The sequence below is a fragment of the Streptomyces sp. 4N509B genome (assembly GCF_052245655.1).
Lineage (GTDB): Bacteria > Actinomycetota > Actinomycetes > Streptomycetales > Streptomycetaceae > Streptomyces.
Map to the genome: position 1 here is coordinate 24,316 of NZ_JBQQBZ010000046.1, position 25,760 is coordinate 50,075.

23 protein-coding genes and 2 pseudogenes are annotated in these 25,760 nt (G+C 68.9%); 8 read left to right on the forward strand and 17 right to left on the reverse strand.

Features of this window, described 5'->3' with window-relative positions; translation table 11 throughout:
• The first annotated feature begins 192 nt into the window (after positions 1 to 192).
• Entirely contained in the window at positions 193 to 966 is a 774-nt protein-coding gene (locus ACTWP5_RS28540; protein WP_443224040.1) for an ABC transporter ATP-binding protein, read from the forward strand.
• Positions 963 to 3,470: an ABC transporter permease gene (locus ACTWP5_RS28545; RefSeq protein ID WP_443224041.1), complete on the forward strand. Its 2,508-nt coding sequence runs from the start codon at positions 963 to 965 to the stop codon at positions 3,468 to 3,470. Before ACTWP5_RS28540 ends, ACTWP5_RS28545 begins: the two co-directional genes overlap by 4 nt.
• A 69-nt stretch (positions 3,471 to 3,539) precedes the next feature.
• Here the strand turns inward: ACTWP5_RS28545 and ACTWP5_RS28550 are convergent, their stop codons facing one another.
• Both ACTWP5_RS28550 and ACTWP5_RS28555 read right to left on the reverse strand, forming a co-directional pair.
• Positions 3,540 to 4,553: a hypothetical protein gene (locus ACTWP5_RS28550; protein ID WP_443224042.1), complete on the reverse strand. Its 1,014-nt coding sequence runs from the start codon at positions 4,551 to 4,553 to the stop codon at positions 3,540 to 3,542.
• 60 nt (positions 4,554 to 4,613) lie between these two features.
• A complete protein-coding gene (locus ACTWP5_RS28555) occupies positions 4,614 to 5,153 on the reverse strand; it encodes a GNAT family N-acetyltransferase (protein ID WP_443224043.1) in 540 nt (179 codons plus the stop codon).
• A gap of 99 nt (positions 5,154 to 5,252) precedes the next feature.
• Here ACTWP5_RS28555 and ACTWP5_RS28560 point away from each other — a divergent pair, with 99 nt between their 5' ends.
• Positions 5,253 to 6,209 (forward strand): GlxA family transcriptional regulator, encoded by a 957-nt coding sequence (locus tag ACTWP5_RS28560; protein ID WP_443224044.1) that lies wholly within the window; start codon positions 5,253 to 5,255, stop codon positions 6,207 to 6,209.
• A 108-nt stretch (positions 6,210 to 6,317) separates the two neighbouring features.
• A complete protein-coding gene (gene gap / locus ACTWP5_RS28565) occupies positions 6,318 to 7,316 on the forward strand; it encodes a type I glyceraldehyde-3-phosphate dehydrogenase (protein ID WP_443224045.1) in 999 nt (332 codons plus the stop codon).
• Positions 7,317 to 7,566: 250 nt separating this feature from the next.
• Here gap and ACTWP5_RS28570 read toward each other — a convergent pair whose 3' ends face one another.
• The 10 genes and pseudogenes from ACTWP5_RS28570 to ACTWP5_RS28615 form a co-directional block, all read right to left on the reverse strand.
• Positions 7,567 to 8,862 (reverse strand): methyltransferase domain-containing protein, encoded by a 1,296-nt coding sequence (locus ACTWP5_RS28570; RefSeq protein WP_443224046.1) that lies wholly within the window; start codon positions 8,860 to 8,862, stop codon positions 7,567 to 7,569.
• Between the two features lie 17 nt (positions 8,863 to 8,879).
• Positions 8,880 to 10,322: pseudogene (locus ACTWP5_RS28575) on the reverse strand (NF041680 family putative transposase).
• Positions 10,323 to 10,533: 211 nt separating this feature from the next.
• A complete protein-coding gene (locus tag ACTWP5_RS28580; protein ID WP_443224047.1) occupies positions 10,534 to 11,493 on the reverse strand; it encodes a phosphotransferase family protein in 960 nt (319 codons plus the stop codon).
• 199 nt (positions 11,494 to 11,692) lie between these two features.
• Entirely contained in the window at positions 11,693 to 13,495 is a 1,803-nt protein-coding gene (gene argS, locus ACTWP5_RS28585; protein WP_443224048.1) for an arginine--tRNA ligase, read from the reverse strand.
• A gap of 149 nt (positions 13,496 to 13,644) precedes the next feature.
• Complete coding sequence (locus tag ACTWP5_RS28590; RefSeq protein WP_443224049.1) at positions 13,645 to 14,499, reverse strand: SAM-dependent methyltransferase; 855 nt, start codon at positions 14,497 to 14,499, stop codon at positions 13,645 to 13,647.
• Positions 14,500 to 14,547: 48 nt separating this feature from the next.
• Entirely contained in the window at positions 14,548 to 14,793 is a 246-nt protein-coding gene (locus ACTWP5_RS28595; RefSeq protein WP_443224050.1) for a hypothetical protein, read from the reverse strand.
• A 154-nt stretch (positions 14,794 to 14,947) separates the two neighbouring features.
• A complete protein-coding gene (locus ACTWP5_RS28600; protein WP_443224051.1) occupies positions 14,948 to 15,442 on the reverse strand; it encodes an NUDIX domain-containing protein in 495 nt (164 codons plus the stop codon).
• A 214-nt stretch (positions 15,443 to 15,656) separates the two neighbouring features.
• A complete protein-coding gene (locus tag ACTWP5_RS28605; protein WP_443224052.1) occupies positions 15,657 to 15,851 on the reverse strand; it encodes a hypothetical protein in 195 nt (64 codons plus the stop codon).
• A 298-nt stretch (positions 15,852 to 16,149) separates the two neighbouring features.
• On the reverse strand, positions 16,150 to 16,317 hold the full coding sequence (locus tag ACTWP5_RS28610; protein WP_443224053.1) for a hypothetical protein: 168 nt from the start codon (positions 16,315 to 16,317) through the stop codon (positions 16,150 to 16,152).
• Positions 16,314 to 16,550, reverse strand: a complete 237-nt coding sequence (locus tag ACTWP5_RS28615; protein WP_443224054.1) for a hypothetical protein — start codon at positions 16,548 to 16,550, stop codon at positions 16,314 to 16,316. Before ACTWP5_RS28615 ends, ACTWP5_RS28610 begins: the two co-directional genes overlap by 4 nt.
• A 207-nt stretch (positions 16,551 to 16,757) precedes the next feature.
• On the opposite strand from ACTWP5_RS28615, the gene ACTWP5_RS28620 reads away from it, so the two are divergent.
• From ACTWP5_RS28620 to ACTWP5_RS28635, 4 genes are all read left to right on the forward strand, one after another.
• On the forward strand, positions 16,758 to 17,570 hold the full coding sequence (locus ACTWP5_RS28620; protein ID WP_443224060.1) for a helix-turn-helix domain-containing protein: 813 nt from the start codon (positions 16,758 to 16,760) through the stop codon (positions 17,568 to 17,570).
• On the forward strand, positions 17,567 to 17,773 hold the full coding sequence (locus tag ACTWP5_RS28625; RefSeq protein WP_443224055.1) for a DUF397 domain-containing protein: 207 nt from the start codon (positions 17,567 to 17,569) through the stop codon (positions 17,771 to 17,773). Before ACTWP5_RS28620 ends, ACTWP5_RS28625 begins: the two co-directional genes overlap by 4 nt.
• Before the next feature lie 529 nt (positions 17,774 to 18,302).
• On the forward strand, positions 18,303 to 18,875 hold the full coding sequence (locus ACTWP5_RS28630; protein WP_443224056.1) for a hypothetical protein: 573 nt from the start codon (positions 18,303 to 18,305) through the stop codon (positions 18,873 to 18,875).
• Between the two features lie 93 nt (positions 18,876 to 18,968).
• Positions 18,969 to 19,274 carry a hypothetical protein gene (locus ACTWP5_RS28635; protein WP_443224057.1) on the forward strand — a complete coding sequence of 102 codons (306 nt, stop codon included), beginning with the start codon at positions 18,969 to 18,971 and terminating at the stop codon, positions 19,272 to 19,274.
• Between the two features lie 803 nt (positions 19,275 to 20,077).
• Here the strand turns inward: ACTWP5_RS28635 and ACTWP5_RS28640 are convergent.
• The 5 genes and pseudogenes from ACTWP5_RS28640 to ACTWP5_RS28660 form a co-directional block, all read right to left on the reverse strand.
• Complete coding sequence (locus ACTWP5_RS28640) at positions 20,078 to 20,770, reverse strand: hypothetical protein (RefSeq protein WP_443224058.1); 693 nt, start codon at positions 20,768 to 20,770, stop codon at positions 20,078 to 20,080.
• Positions 20,771 to 21,894: 1,124 nt separating this feature from the next.
• On the reverse strand, positions 21,895 to 22,050 hold the full coding sequence (locus ACTWP5_RS28645) for a hypothetical protein (protein ID WP_443224059.1): 156 nt from the start codon (positions 22,048 to 22,050) through the stop codon (positions 21,895 to 21,897).
• Positions 22,051 to 22,066: 16 nt separating this feature from the next.
• Positions 22,067 to 22,234 (reverse strand): hypothetical protein, encoded by a 168-nt coding sequence (locus tag ACTWP5_RS28650; RefSeq protein WP_443224062.1) that lies wholly within the window; start codon positions 22,232 to 22,234, stop codon positions 22,067 to 22,069.
• A gap of 65 nt (positions 22,235 to 22,299) precedes the next feature.
• Positions 22,300 to 22,524, reverse strand: a pseudogene (locus ACTWP5_RS28655) (transposase family protein); the annotation flags it as partial.
• A 4-nt stretch (positions 22,525 to 22,528) separates the two neighbouring features.
• Positions 22,529 to 24,481, reverse strand: a complete 1,953-nt coding sequence (locus tag ACTWP5_RS28660; protein ID WP_443224061.1) for an ATP-binding SpoIIE family protein phosphatase — start codon at positions 24,479 to 24,481, stop codon at positions 22,529 to 22,531.
• Between the last annotated feature and the right edge of the window lie 1,279 nt (positions 24,482 to 25,760).

Genomic DNA, 25,760 nt, shown 5'->3' on the forward strand with positions numbered 1-25,760 from the left:
CCCGCCCCCGTCCCCGGGACGTACGCCGCGGGGATGACACCGCGGCGACTCGGCCGCGAGGAGGGCCCGATGTCGGTGCGACGGCCGACGCGCCGTCACCGCGCCCGCCCCTACGTTTCCCGGGCCGACACCGACACACACGAACTCCCGACCGCGGGAACCCGCGGGCCCGAAGGACGGACGGACACTCCCATGACGCATGCGATCGCCCTGGAGGGCGTGGCCAAGCGGTACGACAGCGCCGGCGCACCGGCGCTCGGGCCGCTCACCCTCACCGTCGACGAGGGTGAGGCCCTCGCCGTGACCGGTCCCTCCGGCAGCGGGAAGTCCACGCTGCTGAACCTCGTCGCCGGCCTGGACCGGCCGACCGACGGCGTCGTCACCGTCGCGGGGAGCCGGATCGACCGGCTGGGCGAGCACGCGCTGGCCCGGTTCCGCCGCGAGCGGATCGGCATGGTCTTCCAGTTCTTCAACCTGCTCGACGACCTCACCGTCCTGGACAACATCCGCCTCCCCGCCCAGCTGACGGGAACCTCACGGCGGGAGGCGGCGGCCCGCGCCGAGGAGCTCATGGAGCTGCTGCGCATCTCCCGGCACGCCCACGCCTACCCGGGCCGGCTGTCGGGCGGCGAACGCCAACGGGTCGCGGTCGCCCGCGCCCTGGTCAACCGGCCCGCGCTGCTGCTCGCCGACGAGCCGACCGGCGCCCTCGACACGGCCTCGGGCCACGACGTGCGGGAGGTGCTGCTGGAGTTGCACCGTGGGGGGCAGACCATCGTGCTCGTCACGCATGACCTGGCGCTGGCCCGCGCGTGCGCGACCCGCACGATCCACCTGGTCGACGGCCGGCCCGCGTCCGTGTCGGACGCGTCCGCCCCCGCCACCGACGCGCCCGGCATCCCCGGCAGGCCCGGCACCCCCACCACCCCCGGCACCCCCGGCACCCCGACGGAGGCCGTCCGATGAGGCACGGGCTCCTCGGCACCGGCGCGCTCGGCCGCGTCGTGCGCTCCGGCGTGAGCCGGCGACGGGTGCAGACGGTGGTGATCGCCCTGGCCACGACGATGGCCGTCGCGTCGGCCGTCGTCGCCGGATCGCTCATGGTCGCGGCGAGCGCGCCGTTCGACCGCGCCTTCGCGAGCCAGCACGGCGCGCACCTGACCGCGCAGTTCGACCCGGACCGGGCGAGCGAGGCGGAGCTCGACGCCACGGGACGGCTGGCCGGCGTCACCGCGAGCGCCGGGCCGTTCCCGTCCACCACCATCCGGCCGGTGGATCAGAACGGGGGCCACCTGCCGGCGCTGACCCTCGTCGGGCGGGACAGCCCGCACGCCGACGTCGACGAGCTGGACCTGACGTCGGGTCGGTGGCCGACCGGGCCGGGCGAGATCGTGCTCTCCGCGACGTTCTCCGGGCCCTTCCTGGAGCTCGGCACCACGCTGAACGCGACGGAGGCGGCGAACAGCCCGACCCTCACCGTCGTCGGCTTCGCCCTCTCGGCCACCAGGACCGCCACCGCGTGGGCCACCGCGGCACAGGTCACGGCGCTGGCCTCGGCGGACGGCGACGGCGACGGGAACGGGGGCGGGAACGGGAGCGCGGACACCCCCGTCACCAACCAGATGCTCTACCGTCTCGACGCCGCGGGAACGAAGGGCCGGATCGCCGACCACCGGGAGGCGATCGCCGCGGCCGTCCCCTCCGGGGCGCTGCTCGGCACCGAGTCCTGGCTGGACGCCCGACGGTCCGCGAACCGGGGCGCCGCGCCGACCATCCCGTTCCTCATGGCCTTCGGCGTCCTCGGGATCGTGATGTCGGTGATCATCGTCGGCAGCGTCATCAGCGGCGCCGTCGGCACCAGCCTGCGCCGGATCGGCGTCCTGAAGGCCATCGGCTTCACGCCGCGCGAGGTCGTGCGCGCCTACGTCGCCCAGGCGATGATCCCGGCCGTCGTCGGCGTCGCGCTCGGGGTCGCCCTGGGAAACGTGCTGGCCATGCCGCTGCTTGAGGACACCGGGTCGGTGTACGGGACGCCGTCGCTCTCGGTCGCCTGGTGGGTGAACCTCGTGGTGCCGGCCGCCGCGCTGCTCGTCGTCGGCGTCGCGGCGCTGGTCCCCGCGCTGCGGGCCGGACGGCTGCGCACCGTCGAGGCCATCGCGGTCGGCCGGGCGCCGCGCACGGGGCGCGGCCAGTGGGCGCACCGGGCGGCGGGGCGGCTGCCGCTGCCGCGGGCGGTGAGCTACGGGCTGGCCAGCCCGTTCGCGCACCCCGTCCGCACGTTGGCGATGCTGCTCGCGGTGGCCTTCGGCACGGTGACGGCGACGTTCGCGATGGGGTTGACCGCCTCCCTGAGCGCGGTCGGAGAGGCGCAGGACCCCGAGGACCACGCCGACGTGACCGCCATCAGCGGCGGGCTGGCCCACGGGCCGGGGCCGGGGCCGGCGCCGGGTCCGCCGCCCGGGGGCGAGGCCGGCGCGGACCCGGGCACGGACCCGGGTGTGGCCCCGGGGACGGCCCCGGACCCGGGACGCGCGGCGGGGTCGCCCGCGCCCACCGCCGCCGACCCGGCCGAGATCCGCGCCGCCGTCGAGGCCCAGGCCGGCACCGCCTCGTACTACGGCCGGACGCAGACGGACGCCACCGTCGCCGGCGTCACCGGCACGGCCCGCGCCACCCTCTACCAGGGCGACTCGCGGGCCGGCGGCTACGCGATGATCGCCGGACACTGGCTCACGGGCGCCGGGCAGGTGGTGGTGCCCTCCCGCTTCCTGGAGAAGACCGGCACCACGATCGGCGACACGGTGCGCGTCACCGTCGGGGAGGACACGGCGACCCTGCGGATCGTCGGGGAGGCGTTCGACACCTCCGACGACGGGCTGTCGCTCCACGCGACGCTCGGCGACTTCCCGTCGAGCGAGCCGGACGAGTTCCTCATCGAGGTGGAGCCGGGCGTCTCCGCCACCGCGTACGCCGAGGACCTCGCCGCGGCGGTGGAGCCGCTGGGCGGCGGCGCCATGGCCAACTCCTCCTCGGAGCAGGAGAGCACGCTCCTCATCCTCCAGGCGATGGCGGCGCTCCTCACCCTCATGCTGGTCTCCGTGGCCGGCCTCGGCGTCCTCAACTCGGTCGTCCTCGACACCCGCGAGCGCGTCCACGACCTGGGCGTCTGCAAGGCCCTCGGCATGACGCCCCGGCAGACCGTGAGCCTCGTGCTCGCCTCGGTTGTGGGCATCGGCGTCCTCGGCGGCCTGCTCGGCGTCCCGGCCGGCTTCGCCCTGCACGACCTCGTCGTGCCCCTGATGGGAGAGGCGGCGGGCACCCCGCTGCCGTCGTCCGTCCTCGACGTGTACGAGGCGCCGCAGCTGGCACTCCTCGCCCTGGGCGGCATCGCGATCGCCGCCCTCGGCGCCCTCCCGCCCGCCACCTGGGCCGCCAGGTCCCGCACGGCCACGGCCCTGCGCACGGAGTGACCCACCGCTCCCCGTGCCGTCGTCACCCACCCCGGTGGACGGCACGGGGGCGGGCCCGCCCCTCCGGCGCTACTCCGCCGCCGGCTCCGGCGGTCCGGGCTGGAGCACCTCGCCCGAGAACGCGTCGAGCGGGGCGCGTTCCCCGAGCGGACGCTCCAGCTCCAGCGTCTTCCGCACGATGCGCACCTCGGCGGTGCACACCGTTCCCTCGGGTGGCCCGCCGGCGATCCACGCCGCGAGGACGACGCTCTCCTCCGTCTCCAGCACGTCGAAGGCCGTCTCCGTGCAGGAGCCGTTCCACCAGGTGACGGTGACGCGCCGGCCGTCCTCGCTCACCTCCCCCAGCGCCTCCAGCCCCCGCAACTCCCCGCCACCGCCGTCCCCCTGGTCGACGGGGGCGGCCAGCGGCTCCGGGAAGGGGACGGCGGCGTGCCGCAGCGGGGTGTCGTAGCCGTCGAGCGTGAAGAGCCAGGCGGGGACCTGGGCGGGCCCCCGGCTGGTGCGGACCCGCATCTCACCCGACGCGACGCCCGTCACCTCCAGCGCGTCGAAGCCCGGTGAGCTGTCGGCGATCCCGCTGCTCATCTCCCCGAAGGCGTCGGCGGCCGACATCAGGGACACGGGCCTGGTCTCGCCGTCCTCCCACCGGATCGCGCCGTCGACCCGCTCCTCGGGCAGGGCCGTCAGCGCCCTGAAGCTGCCGTTCTCGTAGGCCAGGACGTCCTTCTCGCCGCGCAGGCCGCCCTCGGGCAGCTGGACGACGGAGTCGAGCGGCTGGAACTCCTCGATCCACCGGCGTGCCGCCTCCGACCCCTCCCACGCGTCCGCCACGGCGCACATGCGCGGCAGGTGCTCGCGCGAGGGGTCGGGCTCGGGGGAGCACGGGTCGTCGCCCGCCTCCGGCCCCGGGCTCCGCCCCGACTCCGCGCCTGTGCCCGTTCCTCTGTCCGTTCCCGTGTCCGTGTCGCTGCCGCCGCCGGGGTCGCTGTCCGCGCCGCAGCCGAGGACGCCGGCGACGAGGACCCCCGTCAGCAGGCGCGTGCCCCAACGGCCCCGAGTGGCCCACGTGGTTGAGTGACGCATTCCCCTCGGACGGGGCCACGACCCAACCGGTTCCCTCCCGCCCGTCAGCCCTTCCACCCGTCAGCCGACCCGCCGGGCCAACACCTGCCCCGGCCACTCCCCGTACGCGAAACGCTCGGTGGGCACGAACCCGTTGCGCTCGTAGTACGCCACCAACTCACCCCCGCCGCCCGCCCAGCAGTCGACCCGCAGCAGCCCCACCCCGGCCCGCCGGGTCTCCTCCACCGCGTGCGCCAGCAGCGCCGCACCGATCCCCCGCCCGGCGTGCTCCCGGTCGGAGACCAGCAGCCGGACGTACCGCTCGGGCTCCCCGGCCGGCGTGATCGGCATCTGCGGACTGGGCCCCACCCCCAACACCAGGGCCCCGACGGGCACCCCACCCACCTCCGCGAGGTGCGGCTCGTTGTCCCGCATGTACCCCTCGATCCGCTCCACCCCACCCGGCCTCGCCGAGTACGGCACGGTCCCCCACTGCTCGGTGTTCCCCCGCGCGTTCATCCACGCCACCGCGCCGTCGAGCATCCCCAGCACGAGCGCGACGTCGTCCAGACCGCCCGCCCTGATCCGTATGCCGTCCCTGTCACCTCTGGTGTCGTTCACGCCGGCAGCCTACGAGTGGCCGCACGCCGACGGCCGAAGCGCCCCCGGCGGTCCGCGCGGCCGGACGCGTCGACGCGACACCCCTCGTAGCCTCGTCCTGTGCCCGCCCCCCGCCTGCGCCGCGTCGCCGTCCTCGTGTTGGAGGGCGCGAAGCCGCTCGACGTCGGAATTCCCGCGCAGGTCTTCACGACCCGCGCGAGCATGCCGTACGAGGTGCGGGTGTGCGGGGCGGCACCCGGTCTCGTGACCGGCGGCGACGGCCTGTCGTACCGCGTCGCCCACGGCCTCGACGCCCTCGCCTGGGCCGACATCGTCTTCGTCCCCGGCTACCGGTTCCCGGACCGCGACGACCCGCCACGCGCCGTCGTCGACGCCCTGGTCGCCGCACACGACCGGGGCGCGCGGCTCGCCGCCATCTCGACGGGCGCCTTCGCGCTCGCCGCCACGGGCCTGCTCGACGGCAGGCGCGCCACGACGCACTGGCACTACACGCGGGCACTCGCGGCCAGGCATCCGCTCGTCCACGTGGACGAGGACGTGCTGTTCGTCGACGAGGGCACCGTGCTCACCTCGGCCGGCGCCGCCTCCGGCATCGACCTGTGCCTGCACATCCTGCGCGGCGACCTCGGGGTGGCCGCGTCCAACCACGCGGCCCGACGCCTGGTCGCGGCCCCGTACCGCAGCGGCGGCCAGGCCCAGTACGTGCCACGCAGCGTCCCCGAGCCGCTCGGCGAACGCTTCGGCGCCACCCGCGAGTGGGCCCTGCGCCACCTCGGCGAGCCCCTCACCCTCGACACCCTGGCGCGGCAGGCCGGCGTCTCGCCGCGCACCTTCTCCCGGCGCTTCGTCGAGGAGACCGGGTACACGCCGATGCAGTGGGTGATGCGCGCCCGCGTCGACCTGGCCCGCGAGCTGCTCGAACGCTCGCAGCGCAGCGTCGAGCAGATCGCCGCCGACGTCGGGCTCGGCACCGGCGCCAACCTGCGCCTGCACTTCCAGCGCATCCTCGGCACCACGCCGAGCGAGTACCGGCGCACCTTCACCCGGGGCGAGTGACCCACTCGCCCCGGGCGTGGCGAGATCCTTCCGGACCCTGGCGATCCCGCCACTGTCAGCGGCACGAGCCGCGAGCGACGCTGGTGGCGAAGGAAAGGGACATCACTCATGACTCGCATCGCCATCAACGGATTCGGACGTATCGGACGCAACGTGCTGCGGGCACTGCTCGAACGCGACAGCGCCCTGGAGGTCGTCGCCGTCAACGACCTGACGGAGCCCACCACCCTCGCCCGACTGCTCGCCTACGACAGCACGGCCGGCCGGCTCGGGCGCCCGGTGAGCGTCGACGGCGACGCCCTCGTCGTCGACGGCCGTCGGATCACGGTGCTGGCAGAGCGCGAACCGGCCCGACTGCCGTGGGCCGCCCTCGGCGTCGACATCGTCCTGGAGGCCACCGGCCGCTTCACCTCGGCCAAGGCCGCCCGCGCCCACCTCGACGCGGGCGCGAGGAAGGTCCTCGTCAGCGCCCCGTCGGACGGCGCCGACGTCACGCTCGCCTTCGGGGTCAACACCGACGCCTACGACCCGGCCACGCACACGATCGTCTCGAACGCCTCCTGCACCACCAACGCGCTCGCGCCGCTGGCCTCGGTCCTCGACGAACTCGCCGGCATCGAGCACGGCTTCATGACGACGGTGCACGCCTACACGCAGGAGCAGAACCTCCAGGACGGCCCCCACCGCGACGCCCGCCGCGCACGGGCCGCCGGCGTCAACATCGTGCCGACCACGACCGGCGCCGCCAAGGCGATCGGCCTGGTGCTGCCGAACCTCGACGGCAAGCTGTCGGGCGACTCCATCCGCGTCCCGGTGCCGGTGGGCTCGATCGTCGAACTCAACACGACCGTCGCCCGCGACGTGACGCGCGACGACGTCCTGGCGGCCTACCGCACCGCGGCCGAGGGGCCACTCGCCGGCATCCTGGAGTACTCGGAGGACCCCCTCGTGTCCTCCGACATCACCGGCAACCCCGCCTCCTCGATCTTCGACTCGGCCCTCACCCGCGTCGACGGCCGCCACGTCAAGGTGGTCGCCTGGTACGACAACGAGTGGGGCTTCTCCCACCGCGTGATCGACACCCTCGAACTCCTCGCCCCCCACTGACCGGACACCGTCCGGCCCTGACACGCCAGAAGGGATCTACTCACATGAGTAGATCCCTTCTGGCGTGTGTCGGGGTGGCGGGATTTGAACCCACGACCTCTTCGTCCCGAATGAGGTTCGGGCGAGATCGCTACCAGCGAATCCGGGAAACGTGCAGGTCAAAGGAGCATTCCGGGTTGGTTCGGTAAAGTTTGGCGTGGGCTCGCGAGGAAGATCATCTCCCAGATTTCTCCCAGAGCCAAGCTCGCCGTCAGGCGTGGTCCATGGAATTGCTCAGGCCCGAGCAGCGCGACGCCGCCACAGGTTGCTGGACCTCTGTGTGGTCGTCAGTGCGCTTGCGGCAGATGCGAACACCGCCCGGATCTCGCTGACGACCTGGGGGTGGATGCTTGCCGGCGAACCGACACCGACCGGACCCGCCCGCCGGGATGCGAAGCCGCCCGCCTTCACCGTCTCCGCGATCGATGACCCGGCACTGCCGGAGGCGCTGGCGGAGCTCGCGCGGCCCGGGCGGACGAAATGGAGCCAACACCGTCAACCGGGAGCTGTCCAACGCACGCAGGGCATGCTTCGTGGTTCGCGCGGTCGGTTTCGCTCGGCAATGGAAACGAAGGCCGTCGGGTGGAGGAGCCCCTGCGGTGGGTTCGTTCAGAAGGTCCAGGTGAGGTTGTCGGGTTCCCGCCGCAGGGTGTGCTCGCCTGTGGGGTTCACGGTCAGGCTGTAGGCGGCGGGTCCGGGGCGTCTGGCGTGGAGCCCAGGGGGTGAGGAGGTCGAGGCGTTCGGTCCACAGGTCGCGTGGGCCGGCGGTGGTGACGTCGGCGGTGGTGCCGGTGGTGTTGGGGATGGCTCGGGCCCAGGACTGGGTGGGTGGGTGGATGAGGCCGTGGATGGTGGTGTCCGCGTTGTGGAGGGTCATGCCCAGGACGTCGTGGTGGAGCAGCACGACTTCCATGGTGCGGCTGAGTGCCCAGGAGTGGTAGAAGTCGGCGGCCTTCTCTGGTGGTACGGGGAGGGGTTCGGTGCGGGTGTGGCCGGGGGCGTTGACGATCTGGGCGGTGTAGTGGGCTGGGGTGGGGGTGGTGTGGTCGTTGGTGGGGCGGGCGGGCATGAAGCCGGCTTCTTCGGGGAGGTAGCGGCCTGTGGCGGTGGCGTCGTCCTGCATGACCAGGCGGACGATGCCGGCGCCGATGTTGGTGACGATGACGGCGCCGGGGCGGAGCTGGTGGAGCCAGGCGTGGGGGATGCGGTGGACGCCGCAGGTGGCCAGGATGCCGTCGTAGGGTCCCCTCGCGGGGTGGCCGGCGGTGCCGTCCCCAGTGATGATCTCTGGCTCGTAGCCGATGCTGCCGAGCTTGTGGCGGGCTGCTTCGGTCAGTGCCGGGTCGATGTCCACGCTCACGACGTGTTCGGCGCCCAGGCGGTGGCACAGCAGCGCGGTGTTGTATCCGGTGCCGGTGCCGATTTCCAGTACCCGGTCGCCTTCGCTGACGGTGAAGGCTTCGAGCATGCGGGCCATCAGTGACGGCTGGCTGGAGCATTCGCTCACATACTTTAACTTGTTCCTTATCGTCGGCCATTACGCAGAGCGACGAGTGTCTCGGGTCGTTGGACAGTCTTGCCCACGTCGTAGCGGGTGGCGGGGTTGCGGTTCTTGGAGCCGGGTGGTCGCCCTGGCCCCGGCCGGGTGGGTTTGGGTGCACGGGCCGGACTGCCGAGGTGAGGGCGGATGTTCCTGAACCCGCGCCGGACCCGGGTCGGGGTAAGCGCGATGCCGGGGCGGGTGGTCTTCTCCCAGGGCTTGCGCCGGTCGGCTGCCAACGGCAGCGCGAGGCGGAGCTGGGTGTGGGCTGCGATGACAAGCCAGGTCCACCGGTCGGCCGCCTGCGGGTCACGAAGCCGGGGCCTCGTCCAGCCCAGGGACTGCTTGAACAGGCGAAATGTGTGTTCCAGGTCGAATCTGCGCAGGTAGCAGGACCAGACGAAGTCGACATCGTCCGGGCCTGCGTCGGTTGCGGAGGACCACAGCCAGACCGGTGGCGCATCCCGGTCACCGGGCAGGTGATCGACCTTGAGACGGACCAACGTCGCCTCGACCAGGGGGAGTTCGCCGTCCAGGTCGATCCAGGCCGAGCGGTGGGTGAGCCGGGGATGGACCCGGTCCCAGGCGCGGGCCTCGGCCTTGCCGTAGCGGGGCGTGTCATTGAGGGTCACCACCGCTGGCTCGGGCCAGGTCTCCGGCTTCGCCAGGCGGAATTCCGGTCCGTGCTTCGGCGGCCGGCCGCCCTTGGGGTCGTAGACACGCGGCGGCTTCGGCAGCCGCAGGACGCGGTCGGAACGCAGCCGTCCGACCAGTTCGACGGGCAGATCGCGCAACACCCAGGCCAGGCGCATCACGTCATAGCCCGCGTCCATCACGACCAGGATGTTCCGGTCGCCGTCCTGCCACTGACCCGCCGTGACCAGGCGCTCGACCACGGCCCGCAGCTGTTCGGCGGTGACGGCCGCGGCGTCGTCGGCGGGCCCGAGCCGGACCGCGTCCAGGACCTGCGTCCACGACGTGCGGTCCTGGGTGAGCGCGGCGACGAACGAGTACGGCCAGCCCGGCACCACGTGGTCCGATGAGCGGCCATTGCGGCCGTGGACCAGGCAGAACAACCGCTCCGGCGAGCAGGCAGCGTCCGACCGCAGCTACGGCGAGACGTCCACCGTGAGCACGATCCGCCCGTCGAACCGCGGAAGAGGCAAGGAAACCAGCAGGTCACGCAGGCCGTCCGTGTCGAGCCGACCATGGTTCAGAGCGCCGTACAACGAGCCGTAACCGCGCTGGTGCTCGGCGAGCAGCGACAACTCCACCGGCGCCCGGGTCGGACCGTCCGCACACAGCAGGGCATCAGTCAGTTCGAAGAACGCGTCGGGCCGCGCGGACAGACACCCGTGGAAGGCCGTCCGGAAGCGTGACAGTTCCGAGAACCCATTCCGTTTGCCGACCGGCGTCAGCACACTCATCCCACGGCCTTCCTGGTGAACTCCGCTATTTCGTCGCAGAGTTCAGGATCACGAGGAAGGCCGCCCCATACCTTGCGATCACTCCAAAGAGTGACCACACGACCGGGTTTGAGGACGAGGACAAGCCGAAGCCAAGGCAGTCTCGGTCGATGGGACGCATCGCGCCGTAGGTCTCGATCAATCTCGGGCAACTGCCGCTATGCCGCGTGTGTCAGCCCGACGCGTTCATCAGGGCGGTGACGTAGGCGTCCAGCCGCTCCTCCACAGAACGCGTCGTCAGATCCGTCCTCCCGGCCTCCCGCCACGGCTGCGACACCGACTGCACTTCTTCCGAGGCGGCCAGCGCGTCCCGCACCCGCCAGTACAGCCGCTCGCTTACGCTCGCAGCCAGCACGCCGCCCGCCTCCTCGTACGCCACGGCGAACCGCAGGCCCCAGGCCGGGCCGTGCAGCAGTGCGAGATTGACGGAGCAGTGCGCCACATCGAGATCGGCCGGGCCCCAGGAGGCCCCTGCCCAGTCGATGACGCCGGTGATCCGGGCGCCGTCCGGGTTCGAGGACGGCACGTCGAACAGCACGTTGCCGGGCTGGAAGTCCCGGTGCAGAAAGCGCCCTTCGTAGGGCGGCGCGGGCCTGCGGATCACGTCGATCGCCGCGGCCCACACGGCCGCGTCCGCGCCCCTGGGAACCACAACGGTGTCGGCGGTCGTCAACGTCGTGTACTCCCGGGGCCGCTCAGCGGGGCGCACTGCGTGGATCGCGACGAGTTGACGGGCCAGCAGGCGAACCCGCGCCTCCATTCCCTCATCGTCGAGGACCGTACGGCCCGCCAGATGAGTCATCAAGAGCGACGGATACTCGCACTGCGCGGCGGTCGGATCAACCGCGACCAGCGAGGGAGTCGGCACACCGGTCCCCGCGAGCAGGGTCAGAGCGTCGGCCTCCCCGATCAGCCCGCCCTCGGCGTGCTCCAAATGGAACGGGTCGACGTAGCTTCGAAGCACCAGGGCACGGGTGCCTCCGTCCGGCCTGCCGATGATCAGTCTGCGTACCTCGGCGGTGATACCGCCGTGCAGCGCCTCGACTCCGACGATCCGTTCGCCGGCCTCCAGGTGCCGGCCCACCCAAGTCAGCGTCGACGGTCGGACAGGCGCAGTCTCATCGTGGTCCATCACCGTGCCACCTCATCATCCGGACGGTGGCCGGAACGAACGATTTAACCTGAGAGCGACTCCGAGCCGTACCATCACCGCCACGCCGCATCCGGCTTCAAGGGAGGTGTCTTTCGACATCAGTAGGACGCGCAAGCGCCCGGCCAGCGTCACCGAACGTGACCAGCGATGTTAAGGAACAAGTTTAAACGCCGTTCCCTTACATGCGCTCAGGCGCCGCGATGCCGAGTAGGTCTAGTCCCTGGGCCAGGGTGGCACGGGTGAGACGGCAGAGAGCCAGTCGGTTGGCCTGGATCTCCGCTGTGTCCGCCTTGAGGACGGGGCACGACTCGTAGAAGGTCGTGAAGGCTTTCGCCAGCTCGTAGAGGTAGCTGGCCAGTCGGTGCGGTTCCAGGGTCGTGGCGACGGCGTTGAGGGTGGCGCTGAACTCGTCCAGGAGGAGGGCCAAGGCGTGCTCGGCGGGTTCGAGAGGGAGGGTGGCGTGGAACTCCGCTGGGAGTTCCGTGGTCTCGGAAGCCTTGCGGAGGATGGAGGCGATGCGGGTATGGGTGTACTGGAGATACACCCCGGTCTGCCCGCTGAAGGAAACCATCCGCTTGACGTCGAAGGCGTAGTCCTTGACTCGGGACGTGGACAGCTCGGCGTACTTCACGGCGCCGATGCTGGCCACGCGGGCGATCTCTTCCAGCTCGCCCGGGGTGAGGTCGTGGTTCCGGGGCTGCTCCGCCTCGCGTTCCGCGATGACCTGCCGGGCCTGTCGGAGGGCGTCATCCAACAGGTCAGCCAGTCGGATGGTGCCGCCAGCCCGGGTCTTGAACGGTCGCCCGTCCGGGCCGTTGATGGTGCCGTTCTTGACGTGGACGGCCTCGATGGCGTCCGTGAGCCAGCCCGCGCGGCGCGCCGTGCGAAAGATCATGTCGAAGTGCTGGGCCTGGCGAGCGTCCACGGCGTACAGCAGGCGCGTGCCGTTCAGCTCCTGGATGCTGTAGCGGATGGTGGCCAGGTCGGTGGCGGCGTAGCCGAATCCGCCGTCGCGCTTCTGGACGAGCATCGGCACGGGGGTGTCGTCAGGGCCTCGGATGTCGTCGAAGAAGACGACCTGCGCCCCCTGGCTCTCCTCCAGGATGCCCTTGTCCCGCAGCTCCACCACAACGTCCTTGAGCCACGGGTTGTAGAACGATTCGCCCTTGACGTCCTCCAGGGTCAGCAGTACGCCGAGGCGTGCGTAGATCTGCTGGAACGCCTTCTCGGACTCGGTGACGATCTCCTGCCATGCGGCAACGGTCTCCTCGTCGCCGGACTGCAAGGCGACGACGCGTCGCTGTGCGCGCTCCTTGAACGCCGGATCGGCATCGAACTCCACACGGGCTGTGCGGTACAGCTCGTCCAGCGCGGAGACCGCGCCCCCGGCCGCTTTCTCGCCCTCGTCCAGTTCTGCGCCGCGCCAGTGCCGTTCGGGGTGTTCGAGGATGTACTGGATCAGCATGCCGAACTGTGTTCCCCAGTCCCCGACGTGGTTCTGCCGTACCACCGTGGCGCCGAGGAAGCTCAGCACTCGCGCCAGGGCGTCACCGATGAGTGTGGAGCGCAGGTGACCGACGTGCATTTCCTTGGCCACGTTCGGGGCTGAGTAGTCGATGACCGCCGTCTCGGCCGTCTGCGTCGCGGGGACACCGAGCCTGGGGTTGTCCAGCCGCAGAGCCAGCCGGCCCAGGATCGCGGCGTCGGAGAGCGAGATGTTCAGGAAGCCGGGCCCTGACACCTCAACCGACGTCATCCACGGCACTGCTGCCAGTTGGTCGCGCAGTTCGGTGGCGAGGTCACGCGGCTTCCGTCCGAGTCGCTTGGCCAACGGCAGGGCCGCGTTGGACTGGAAGTCGGCGTGGTCCGAACGTCGTACCAACGGGTCCTCGGTCGCCAGCTCGGCGGGCAGAACCGTGCCCATCGCCGCCGAGACGGCCGCCTCAACCTCGTCAGCCAACGACTGAACCTGCTCACTCATCTGCGCGTACAACCTCCGTGTGGCCAGTGCGTTGCGCTGGCCTGGGCTGGGACAACTGTTGCGTGCGGCGCGGGCCGCCTGTCGGTGACTTCGCTCACCGGCCGGGACGCCGCGCCGCCTTATCTGGTGTTGCCCCTAAGCATGGCAGGTCAGCCCGTGCTGGTGTCGCCCCTGTCAATCAGGCGGTCCAGGTGTGCGACGCTGGACACTCCTGCAGACAGCTCCATGTCAACGATTTGCCTTCGCACCACGGGCGGCACGTAGAGAATATGTTGAGAGGTCGCGATTTCCGCGAGGATCCCCATTTCGCCGATTGGGACATCGCGAACTTCTGCGCGAGAGATCGGGAACGATGCACTATGGACCAGCTTGGCCACGTGATCGGCCGGGTAGAAGCGCAGCAGGTATTCCTGCAAGCGCGTGAAGCGCTCGGGTCGGTTCTTGTGTGTCGAGAACAGCGAAGTCTCGACGGTGTTGACCTGCCACAGGAACAGCGGAACGGTGGAGTCCAGCGTATACCGGCGCAGAAGAAGGCTTGTCGCGTCGAACATCATCGCACCATCGGGCCCGGGGTCGAATCGCAGATCCGCCCACACAGTGTCCAACGAGGACAGTCCCGGGACGATTGCGACGGGGATGGTTCGCTTCTCCGCCGCCTTGAGGATCAGCTGTGACGGGGTGACCAGCACGAGCGGGTGACCGGAGGTGACGTACGCGACGTGGCGCCCCGCCCCTTCCGTTGCGGCGTCCATCACGGCCTGGGCAACCTCGTGGTAGGTCTGCCTCCGTGGCTTGTCCTCCGCGTAGGTCACCGACAGGTCCGTCACGGGAGCGTCGTAGTGACGGCGCAGGTAGTCAAGCACGATGCTCTGTGCGTGCAGGACGTACAGGGCATCGACGTTCGCCAGCGCCGCGTCTGCTTCCTTCGTCATCTGCATGACACTGACAGTGCCAATGCCGACGATGGTTATGCGCGCGGAAGTGGAAGGGGAGGGGACTGTCACGCGTTCTTCTCCGATTCGGATGTGGTTACCGGCGAGGGGGGATGGGCGTCAGAACCGACGGTCCTCGTCCACGTCGCCGTCATCCCCGTAGTTGCCGTTTTCCCGAAGGTGGAAGTACTTCGTGCTGTCGAGAAGCCGGTACAGCCTGTCCTCGTCCCCCGCGATGATCGCCGTCACCTCGTCCAAGGAGAGCTGGTAGTCGCCGAGGACACTGCTGTCTCCGTCGAGCAGAGCCGAGCGGAACTGGGGGTCATCATTGGTGCGGATGAGAACGTCCTGAAGAGCTGAGACCACTTCTTTTCTCCTGTCTTTATCTTTCTTGGATTCTCTTCCTGGACCACTTCTCACGCTAGAAGTGCCGCGAAATGCTGTCCAGGGTGCCGGCCTCGACCCTGTAGCCTCTACAGGATCGGAGGACGACCACCTACACACGTGTGCAGGAGCCTGCTTACGTTCGGACCCGTTCGCCACGGCTGAGCAGGGGCAGCGAGACCTCACAGCCGATGGCGTCAAGCGCTTCCTCGATGAACCGGGACTCATGGGGCTCGGTGAACTGGCCCAGGTCGTCGGGGTGGACCCATGCCGATCCGACCAGCTCGTGCGCCGACTCCGCGGGGACAGCCGCAGCGTTGGCGTCCTCATCGCTGATCACCCCGGCGTCGCACATGACGATGAGTCCCTCGCCTGCCCCCGTCTGCTCGTCCGCCGGCACCTGGTTCAGCGCGACCAGATGGCTCGGGCTGATCTTCAGGCCGGTTGCCTCCCTCAGCGCGCGCTCTCCGGCCTGGGCGAAGCTCTCTCCCCCGTGCACCACGCACCCGGGCATCTGCCATCGCTGGCCGCGCCGCACCATCAGAAGCCGACCCATTTCGTCCTGCACGAGAGCCTGAACGCCGATGCGGCGGCTCACTCGTCCCCTCGGGTCGATGTCCGAATGTGCCATCTAGCCCTTCCTTGTCCGGTCTCATAGGGCCTGCCCCCGGCCCTCACTTCCTGTCCTGCTGGTGGTTCACGGCCCTAACCCGAACGGCCGCCTGGGGAGGGTGGAAGGGGCCCGCCCCTCGAAAGGGAGGAAGACGGGCCCCCGACCCTCGGCACGCCCGGGGGTGGAGCCCGATTGGGGCGCACCGGGGCTCCAACGGGCATGGCGAGGGGGTCTATTGGTCCCGACGAGCACGCGTGTTGGGAAAGCGCCTCGTGGCGATCAACTCGATGCCGCCGGGCAGCATGTACTGCGCGCCGTTGTGGAAGGTGAGTTCCTTCCCCTTCCGCGTCGGACGCATGGCAACCACCTGGTGGGGCGCACCACCGAACATGAACGTGTCGCCGACCATCACCGTGTCGGTGGTCACCGCGTGGGTCCGGGCTTGGGGCACTACGCCTCCCTCTGTGCGCGCAGGTACGCCAACACTCGGTCACGAAGGCGGACATGGCAGTCCTCGCACGCGTCCATGGGTGCCTGCTGGGGCCCGAGGGCACCGAGCAGCTTGACCGGCCCCACCCATGTCACCGGCCTGGTCCCGTCGTGGTCACACAGCCAGCACTCGCCAATGCTCCACGCGCCTGGGCCGTTCGGGTCGGGCTTCGCCGGAATGCCGATGGTCAGGTCAATGACGGGCCGTGACTGGGCGGCGTGACGTCCCACGGCCATCACCCCCCGCTCTTGCCCAGCCGGTTGGCCTCGCTCTGCGCGTTGGCCTCCCTGACCTTCTCGCGCAGCTGGTCGAGGACGCTGCCGCTACCGGATTCCGCGTGCCCGCAAGCCGCCTGTTGTCCCCGCCCCGGCGTCCCCCCGGCCGGCTGGGACGGGGCCGTCACCGAGCCGCCCCCTTCTCGGCGCACTGGCCCTCACCGTTGAGGGCGGCAGCGAGCCGCTGAGCGGTCGCGACGTTGCAGCGCCCGAGTTCGATCAACGGACGGGGGGTGAGGTGGGAGTACGTCCCCTTGTCCACGTCGAGCGACGGGAGCGTGACCCCGTGGCGGGCAAGGGCCTTCCTGAGCTGTTCGACGGCCTCCTCGGCGTCCGGCTCGTCCTGTGTGCTGAGTGTCATGGGGGTGCCTTCCGTTGGTCTGCCGACCGCCGCGGGCTCCAACTACGTGCAGTGGACCGCGACTTGCAACGTGTCCTGACTCTTGCAGCAGTGTGCCCGTCATGCCGCAGTCATTGCAAGACTGCCGACCAACTGCAATTGCATTCTCAGTTGCCAGGCGTGCTCTGTGTTGGAAGACTGACTGCTGTGACTACATCGAGCCCCGTAGTGAGACGCAGGCGCCTTGGCCTGGAGCTGGCGCGACTCCGGGAAGCGGCCGGGCTGACAGGTGCCGAAGCAGCGAGGCGCATGACCTGGTCGGCCTCCAAGCTCTCGCGTTACGAGGCGGGCCGCTTCGCGCCCACGTCCACCGACGTGAACAAGCTTCTCGACCTCTACCAGGTCACCGACGAGGAGCAGCGGAAGAAGCTGGCCACACTGACCAAGGAGGCTCGACGGAAGGGTTGGTGGCAGCTCTACAGTGACGTTCCGTACTCGACGTACATCGGGCTGGAGGCTGAGGCCAAGGTCTTCATGACGTATGAGAACGTCGTCCCCGGCCTGTTCCAGACACGCGAGTACGCTGAGGCGATCAACCTCGCCACGGTGCCCGGGTTGTCGGAGGACGGGCTGGACCAGCGCGTCGAGGTTCGCATGCAGCGCCAGCAGTTGCTCACCCAGCAGGACCCCATGGAGGTCCGGGCGGTCCTGGACGAGTCGGCGCTGTGCCGGATGGTCGGCGGACCCGCCGTGATGCGCAAGCAGCTTGAGCATCTACGGGAGCTGTGCGAGCGCCCCAACATAATCGTGCAGGTCATCCCCTTCTCTGGGGGTGCTCATCCGGGGACACTGGAGGGGCCGTTCGTCATACTCCGGTACGAGCATCAGGACGATCCCGACGTCGTCTATGTCGAAGGCAACTCCGATCAGTACCCGAGCGACGCGGAACGATACGAGGCGCTGTTCGACAACCTCCGGGCCCACGCCGCTTCCGTTCCACAGACGCTCAAGATGATCAAGAACAGGATGGACCAGCTATGACCAGCGAGTACGGCGCGGACATGAACCTCAGCCGCGCCACGTGGCGCAAGCCCCGTAGAAGTCAGGGCAACGGGAACTGCGTCGAGGTCGCTGACGGGTTCCCCGACGTCGTTCCCGTCCGGGACTCGAAGAACAGCCCCGGCCCCGCTTTGATCGTGCGCGCCGCCGCCTGGCAGGCGTTCGTGGAGCACGTCAAGGACTGAGCCTGACAGGACGATCCCGGGCACCGCTGGCAGGTGCCCGGGGCGCCGAGATTTGCTGAGGTGGCCCCCCTGGCACGGCCAGCGGGGGTTTTCGGTGTGCCCGGAACCCCGGTCCGTGACTACCTACTCACGTGAGCAGGTGCCTCATCCCCCCAGTAGCAGAAGCCCCGCCGGTCTGCGTGGGTGGTCGGCGTGGCTTCGTTCACTTCAAGTGGTTCTGGCTCGGAAGTTGAGCCAGAGCCGAAACCCGTGAACATTTCGATTCCCCTCTCGGGTGGCGGCTGCCTCCCAAACTGTCCGTTGACATCAAACCCAGCCGTTTTGCCATCGAACCAAGTCATGCCATATCTGGCATAGCCGGAACCACGAAACGGGCGGGGGCCGACATCGCTCGAGTCGAGACGAGCCGTCTCGTAAGGCAGGAGATTCTGTAGAGCGCCATGTCATCGACATAGACAAACCAGGTCCCGGTCCACAGCGCTCCTATAGTGATCTGATAGAGACTACATAGAGTGCTGCGGAGGGTTCTGTGCGGATCACCATCGAAGGCGCGAGTGAGGAGTTCGAGCGCAAACTGCTCGACCTGCTCGCTGAGCACCGTGACGAACTGGCCGTCTCCGTCGAGACCGTATGGGACGTCGACCGGGCGATGCTCTTCCTGAACACCCTCAACGTGAGCGCCCGCCTGTTCGTGCGCCTGGTCGTCGAGTCCGACGGCCACCTGGAGGCCGCCGTGTTGCGTGAGGTATTCCCGCGCGGGCTGCGCGGCCCCGCCGTGGCCCTGGCCAACGCCCTCAAGCGCGGCGTCAAGCATGGCTGGTGGCCCGAGGGCACCGAGGCACCGGTCACCGTGGTCTACGGTGGCGGCCCGCAGGACGGATGGCGGCAGGCATCGGCCTACGAGATGTCCGGTGAGGTTCTGGCCGTCTTCCGTGCCGCCCTTGCCCACTGCGGCCTCGCGCCCCGGCCCGCCTGGGGAGAGGAGGACGCACCGTCCGCGTTCGCCGTGCATCCGAGTTGGGCCGCCGATGCCGACGTACCGAGGGCGCTGGCCGACGAGCCGCCGACCACTCCCAACTTCCCTGATGGAGCAGCCAGGTAAACGGGAGTTGCGCGGCTAGCCCCCGGCTGCGGCATGGTCGGCGCGGCCTGTCACAGCGGCGGGCCCTACCTACCTTGCAGGAGTGATGCAGTCGTGTCGGCACTCTTCGACAAGTTCCTGATCCCCACCGCCGTCGGCCTGCTCGTCACCGGTCTCGCCGCCGCAGCCGGCTGGCTGTACCGGCGGCGCCGGACCGCCCCGACACCTCCCCGCGTGCTGCGCCGGTTCAGTCTGCTGGGCACCACTGGCGCCGACGGCGCCCCTCTGTACTACGAAACCACTCGGGCGCCCGGCAGCATCATCACCCGCCGGATCGGCGGCCTCTCACACCGCTTCGAGCTGACCGACGCCCCGCTCGGCGACGGCACGTACGCCGCCGAACCCCTCGATCATCTGTAGGACGACCAGCGCATGGCTTGTGACCGCGAGCAGCCCCCGACGGGGATGGTCGCGGACCGCCGCCGACCATAATGGTCGGGCGTTCCACGAAAGAGCGGGGATGCACATCAGGCGGCGGCGACAGACCGCTTGAAGAACGTTCCCAACGCCGCGGTGTACGAGACGTTCACGGAAGGGGCCCTCGGCCACCACCCGCTACACGCGCCCACCAGCATCTTCACCCCACGCGATGAGGTTCACAAGCAAAGCCAGCCGAAGGACTGCGTTCGTTGTCAGGCGACTTGACTGAATGACAACAGACACAAACCGGTGTACATCCGCTGCCCGTTCTCGCGGACAGAGCCAGCCATGTGAGCCCGAGGAGCGCGAGCGGTTGGCGCGGGTCGCGGGGTGGCGGAGGGCGGCGGCGATGTTGGTGGCGCCGACGAGCTTCAGGGCAACTGATGGCCAGGTTGGGCCAGGTGGCCATGGCGTGTGGTGCGTTGCTGGTGCACAGTTGGGAGGTGTCCTCGGCGAACGTCGTGTCGCGGACGTGCAGGGCTTCCACCTTCCAGTGGTCTCGGGTGAACCGCGCGAGTTGGGCGGGGGCGGCCTGCTCGATCGCAGGCGGAGGTGACATTTCCCAAGAATCGCGGTACGTGCTTGGGGATGGCCGGGTGTTTTCGGCAGAGCGAAGTAGAGCCGATGTGGCCACTAACCCGCACCCACGCGCGCGAGTTACGCCATCCTCGGAAGATCGTTACACCGAGAACTTTCAGTGACCGAACACCGCTGATGATCGATACTAAGTCGCTGGTATTGGGCTACGACGACCGTTCGACGGTGAGAAGAAGCGGTGAATGGACACCCAGGATGGCGCTCGAGTCAGCGACAACTTCGCTCAGCCAGCCGATCGCATCAAGTGACCACTCGGAGAGTTCTCCGATCAGGGTCATCCCGTGCAGTGGCGGGCCGTTCCAGAAACTATCGTGAAACGGAGGTGGCGGGACATCCTCCGGAGTGTCGGCCCTGTGGGACGTGCACACGAAAACTGTCTGATCCACCTGTCCAAGATGTTCGACTAGCTGCTCAGCCACTTCGGGGATCAGAGAGCTTAGACCACTGTCGATGACGACTTTCACCTCGACCCGTGCGTGCGGATCGCTCTCCTGGAACCAGGAGAGCGATCGCATCGATGGCACGGAGTCGTAGATGGGGCGCGAAGAAGGATCAATCCCTTGGACCGGAAGAAGCAGTTGCACGGCGTCAAGATGCAGCTTGCCAACTCGATTCAGAGTATCCGCGGCACACCGCAGGAAGGGCTGCACGGGCAGTGGCCTATCACAGGGTGTTGCCTGAGCTTCGACCTGAAACCAGGCTGCTAGGCGTGCTTCGGCGGGTACGAGCGGATGGTCCCATCCTGCATCGTTCATCGCCCATAGCCCGCCTGCGCCGGTATCCCGACGCTGCAAGCCGCTTCCGGTGTCCACTATCTCGGCTTCATCGTGCCAACCCATGGCTAGCGATCGTTGAAGGAAAAGCGAGTATGCGTCGCTTTGCGAATCGCCACTCCACCACTCATGGCGGGCGAAACTCCCGTAGATAGCGGCAAACATCGTTCCGGCGGTCGGCCGTGCCCCAGGGGCTCGTCCGGGACGCGGCGCTCCCCCAGCTGTCATCGCGACTGCCGCCTTTCAACGATTCTTAGTTCACCGTGCAGTAGACTTCGGCCTGATTATAGGGCCACTCGCCCGTGTCGCCTTCTCCTACCACGTCGACGTCGACGTGGTTGCGCCACGATATCTGCTCGTTTGTGGCATCGCAGTTTGCGCGTGCCGTCGTACGCCAGGAACTGCCACCCCCTGGGCGGATTCTTTCGACGGGTGAGCAGGCTTTCTGCCGCCAGGTGTCGTCCGTGTACCATTCGTAGAGGCAGTTGTACACATCGGCGAAGTCGCCGGTGCAGGTACCTCTCTCCCACCACCCGTGTCCGGAAACAGCCGTTCCGGTGCTGGACCGATGAGGGTTGTCTCTCCTGCTCAGGGGCGTGCAGGCGGCCAGCGGCGATGCCTCGGCAGCGGAGCCAGTCGCCTGACTGGTGCCTGGCATGGGAATCACCTGCCCCGAAGAGTCCAGGTAGACCGAAGTCGCAGAGGCGTTTGCCGGTGCGAGCCCGGGGACGGCCTCTCCGTACGACACACGATCGAAACTGGCAATTGACGATCCGCTCGCATCAGCCTGCGGGGCTGCTAAGGCAGGGCTCGTCAGCCCAACCGTGAGCACGACCGTCACGAATAAGTGGCGCTTCTTGAATAACATGCCCCTCCTGGGAATGCGTCGGGTAATCGGACCCTACGACATCAGTGATGGCCTGGCAATGGGGCGATCGAAGTGGATCTTGAGGCAGGCTTCGGTGTCGTCGCGTGATGCCCGTTGCGTTGTCATGTGGGGCGGCCTGCTCGGCAGTGAGGCTGGTGGCGGCGTAGACGGTATTGATGGTTGGTCTTGCCGGTCATCCGGTCGGTCCGGCGGCGCTTGAGCTGCATGGCCTGGCGGGCTCCGGGAACGAGCAGGTTGTGCACGGTGGCGACCTTAATCCGGCGGATCTCGGAGCGTCCTGGCCGGTACCCCGGGTGCGGCCCTAGAGTGGGTCGTCCTGCCAGGGACGGGCTTTGAGCTGCTTGCGCAGGTTCTTCTGGTTGCGTTTGACGATCACGATGTAGTGGTGGGCTCCTCGGCTCAGGAGGTAATCGGCGTACTCGCGCTGGGTGTGCATCGCTTCGCTGGTGAAAACCACTCCGACGAGGTCGGCGTCAGTCTGTCTTCAGCAACGGCTGGAAGCGGCTGATCTCGTTCGTCTTTTCACCGACGTCCACCTGGGTCAGGACCAGGCCGGAGGCGTGTCCCACTGCAGCGAGTAGGTGGATCTTCCGCCCTCTCGCTTTGGCCGTGCCGCGCAGGCTCTTGCCGTCGACCGCCACGCCGCGAGGCCCGCGGGCCGCGCCGTCGGCTGGGGGCCGTCGGCCAGTCCGCGGCCCACGGCCCGGTTCAGCGCGTCGCCGTCGACCCGGGTCAGCAGACGGCGCACTGCTGACTCCGAGGGGATCAGACACATGGGCAGGAGCGGATCCGGACAGGATCCGAGCTGTTCCAGCACGTGAGCCGGTGCATCGGCGATCCATTCGCCGATCGCCAGGAGCGAGGTCGATCCAGCCAGCACGGCGCACGCGGTCAGCGCGGGCGCGACGGTGAGGGGATGCCGCTTCGCCAAGTGGTTATGAGGGGTTGACTGGAGGTGTGGAAGGTTCGGTTGCGGAGGGTGGGAGAGGGAGCTCGAACCACACGAGTTTCCCAGTGGACAGTCGGGTTGCGCCCCAACGGCCGGCGGTCAGCCTGTCGACCACATACAGTCCGCGTCCGGCCCTGTCCGACGGCATCGCCTGCCTCAGGCGTGGGAGAAGGGGTACGTCGTCACCAACCTCGCAGCGCAACACGTTGGTGTACAACAGGCGTACGCTAACAGGGCGTTCGGCGTAGCGGGCGGCGTTGGTCACCACCTCGCTGACCAGCAGCTCAAGCGTGTGCTGATGCGCAGTCAGTTTCCAACGTTCAAGGCATGCACGTGCGAAGCGACGCGCCTTCCGGACCGACTCAGCCGTCGGTTCAAGCTCGCACAGTGCCACCCGGTCGGGAGCGATGCCCTCGAAACGTGCGGCGAGCAGTGCCACGTCGTCGTCCCGGTCGCCCGGGGGCAGGATGTTCAGGATTTCGTCGCACAGCGGCTCCAGCGGCGGTGGCCCCTTGAGCTGGGACGTCCGGGCAACGGCGGTGAGCTTCTCCTGGAGCTGATTCACGCCGCGCCACACGTCGCGAGTCCGGCTCTCCACCAGTCCGTCGGTGTAGAGCACGAGCGTGGCGCCGACCATCGCCTCGATGTCTGCTTTGCGGAAGTCGCCTCCACCGACGCCGATCGGCACGTTTGTTGGGAGATCGATCCGTTCGGTGCTGCCGTCCGGCCGCAGAAGTACTGGTGGGGGGTGGCCGGCATTGGCCATCGTGATGCGGTGCATCACCGGGTCGTAGACCGCGTACAGACAGGTTGCCATCCGGTCGGTGCTCAGCCGCTGCACCTGCTCGTCGAGGTGGTGCAGCACCTCCTGCGGGGGAAGGTCGAGACCCGCCAATGTGTGCACCGTGGTGCGAAGCTGGCCCATGATCGCCGCCGAGGTCGTCGAATGGCCCATCACGTCGCCCACCACGAGCGCCACCCGGCCGCCTGGCAGGGGAATCGCGTCGTACCAGTCTCCTCCCACCCGATCCGACTGGGCGGCCGAGAGGTATCGGCTGGCCAGTTGGACGCCGGTCGGCTGCGGCAGGTGATCCGGGAGCATGCTGCGCTGCAGCTCGTCCGCGAGCGACGTGTCGCGGCCGTAGTGCAGCGCCTTGTCCACGCCCAACGCGGAGTGTGTAGCTAACTGCTGCGCCACCTGGAGGTCTTCCTCCTCGAATGGGGTGCGTCCCTGCGCACGCAGGAAGACCGCCACCCCGATCACCCGGCGGCGGCCACGCAACGGGGCGAGGATGGCCTGCCGTCCTCCGGGAGCCTCGGCCCACCCCGTGAGTTCCCGCAGCGCCGCCCGGGACCGGTTGGTGGCGCACAGGACCGATCGCACCCCCCGCAGGACGTGGGCCAGCGGACCGCTGCGTGACACGTCGAGCAGCGGGTTGGCACTGCCGACGAGCGACAGCGGATCGATGGCATCGCCAGGCCCGTCGTCGAGACGGGCGATGTCCGACACATGCTCCTTCGGCACGCTGTCCGTGCGTCGCAGCACAAGCGTCCACGGGGCGACGGGTCGCTCGTCGCCTACTGGAATGGGATCGCGCAAGTAGACCAGGATCGCATCCGAGAACGTCGGGACTGAGGCGCGGCACAGACCGAGCACCGTCTCATCGGCATCCATTCCGCGGGCGATGCGGCGGGTCGCGGAACCCAGGTATCGCGTGTGGTCGTCAGCAGTCAGTTCTGCGCCCTGCTCGGGGGCTTCCCGGGCTTCGCTGGGGCGCGAGATGTTGTTCTGGGTTGTTCCGAACAACCCCGCGCTCCTGTCGCCTTCGGAGGAGGGCCGGGGCAGGCCCACCTCCTCGGCCGCGTCACGGACCGCTTGGTGTTCGCGGTCGAGGACAGAACTGGCCTTGGCCAGCACTTGATCGACATCGTCCAACATCGCGTCGCTGGTGTCTGATTCAAGGGCGACGTCGGGCACCTGAATTTCGGGGTTTGGGAGTGCGCCGCCATCGTCGGGGGGAGTGCCTACTCGGAGGAGAGCGATTTCCTGTTCGAGGCTCTGGATGCGGCGCGCGGCGTGATCGGCTACCTGCTGGGCGGTGTCCCGCTCCTGCTCGGCGCGCTGCAGGGCACTGCGCAGGTCACGTTCCTGCTGGACAGCGCGCTCGAGGCGGTGATCAGCCGTCGTACGTCCGGGAACGAGGGAAGCCGCAGTACGCAGGGCATCGACTTCGCGACGCAGCTCAGCGACTCGAGCCTGCGTGTGACCGAGCAAGGAGAACAAGAAGGTGGCCAAGTTCATGGCCTGAAGCCGTCCCTGCTCGCTGGTCTGAAAGGCGCGACGGGCGCGGTCGATCTCGTGCAGGAGCCGGATCGTCCGGTCCTTCTCATCCAAGAGCTCCCGCGTCTGACGGCGCACGAGCTCGGCGCCGGCCGACTCCGACGGATTCTGTGCCGTATCCCACAGACGCCTCAGGGGGACCAGACGGCGCTCGGTCGTCGACACCGGTTCATCGGGAAAGCAGACGTCTGCCACGGCCTCGGCCAGCTCCCAAGGCATGTCTTGCCCGGACAGCCACGCCCGCAACCTGCGAAGCGATGGTACGGCTCCGGTGCGGAAGTGGTCGTTGGTCAACCGCGCGTGTAGTTCGGGGACGGATACCAAGGACTCATCCAGCCATGACCGCACCTCCTCGACAAGCTGATTCATCTCGGCGCAGTTTCCGCGCGCCGGTGCCCATGGCCGACCTGGACGCTTCCCACCCATCCCCACTCCGTTCCACCCAGGTACTCACGCAACAACCCGGGGTTGTCGCACGAACAACCCCGGACAGCTTGGGGGCCTGCTCGTGCTGGTGCATCGTCAAGTTCACGCTTCCCCGCCATCCCAGGCACGAGCGAACCTGAAGGGACTCTCTACCACATGGCCGCCGAACCGCACGTTCACCGCACCCGCCGCACCCTGCGGACCTCCCGCATCCTCGGCTGGATCTCGGCGGCATCAGGACTGCTGACTTCGGCAACGCTGCTGCTACTCCTGGTCACCGGTCACACTGAGGCCGTCGTCCCCGTCGCCGTCCTCGGCGCGGCCGGGTCTGTCAAATAAACGGTGTATGTGAGTTGTGTGGGGATTAGTGGCGAGCTGCGGTGAGGCGGCCGTCGAAGGTGATGTCGAAGGCGTTGAGGGCGGTCTTCCAGCGGCTGGTCCAGCGCTTGCG

Excerpts from the sequence above, each read along its gene's own strand:
- ACTWP5_RS28660 (WP_443224061.1), bottom strand. The coding sequence starts at position 24,481 with ATGTTGGACGATGTCGATCAAGTGCTGGCCAAGGCCAGTTCTGTCCTC.
- ACTWP5_RS28540 (WP_443224040.1), top strand. The coding sequence starts at position 193 with ATGACGCATGCGATCGCCCTGGAGGGCGTGGCCAAGCGGTACGACAGC.
- ACTWP5_RS28580 (WP_443224047.1), bottom strand. The coding sequence starts at position 11,493 with ATGGACCACGATGAGACTGCGCCTGTCCGACCGTCGACGCTGACTTGG.
- ACTWP5_RS28615 (WP_443224054.1), bottom strand. The coding sequence starts at position 16,550 with ATGACACTCAGCACACAGGACGAGCCGGACGCCGAGGAGGCCGTCGAA.
- ACTWP5_RS28545 (WP_443224041.1), top strand. The coding sequence starts at position 963 with ATGAGGCACGGGCTCCTCGGCACCGGCGCGCTCGGCCGCGTCGTGCGC.
- ACTWP5_RS28550 (WP_443224042.1), bottom strand. The coding sequence starts at position 4,553 with ATGCGTCACTCAACCACGTGGGCCACTCGGGGCCGTTGGGGCACGCGC.
- ACTWP5_RS28600 (WP_443224051.1), bottom strand. The coding sequence starts at position 15,442 with ATGGCACATTCGGACATCGACCCGAGGGGACGAGTGAGCCGCCGCATC.
- ACTWP5_RS28625 (WP_443224055.1), top strand. The coding sequence starts at position 17,567 with ATGACCAGCGAGTACGGCGCGGACATGAACCTCAGCCGCGCCACGTGG.
- ACTWP5_RS28640 (WP_443224058.1), bottom strand. The coding sequence starts at position 20,770 with ATGGGTTGGCACGATGAAGCCGAGATAGTGGACACCGGAAGCGGCTTG.
- argS (WP_443224048.1), bottom strand. The coding sequence starts at position 13,495 with ATGAGTGAGCAGGTTCAGTCGTTGGCTGACGAGGTTGAGGCGGCCGTC.
- gap (WP_443224045.1), top strand. The coding sequence starts at position 6,318 with ATGACTCGCATCGCCATCAACGGATTCGGACGTATCGGACGCAACGTG.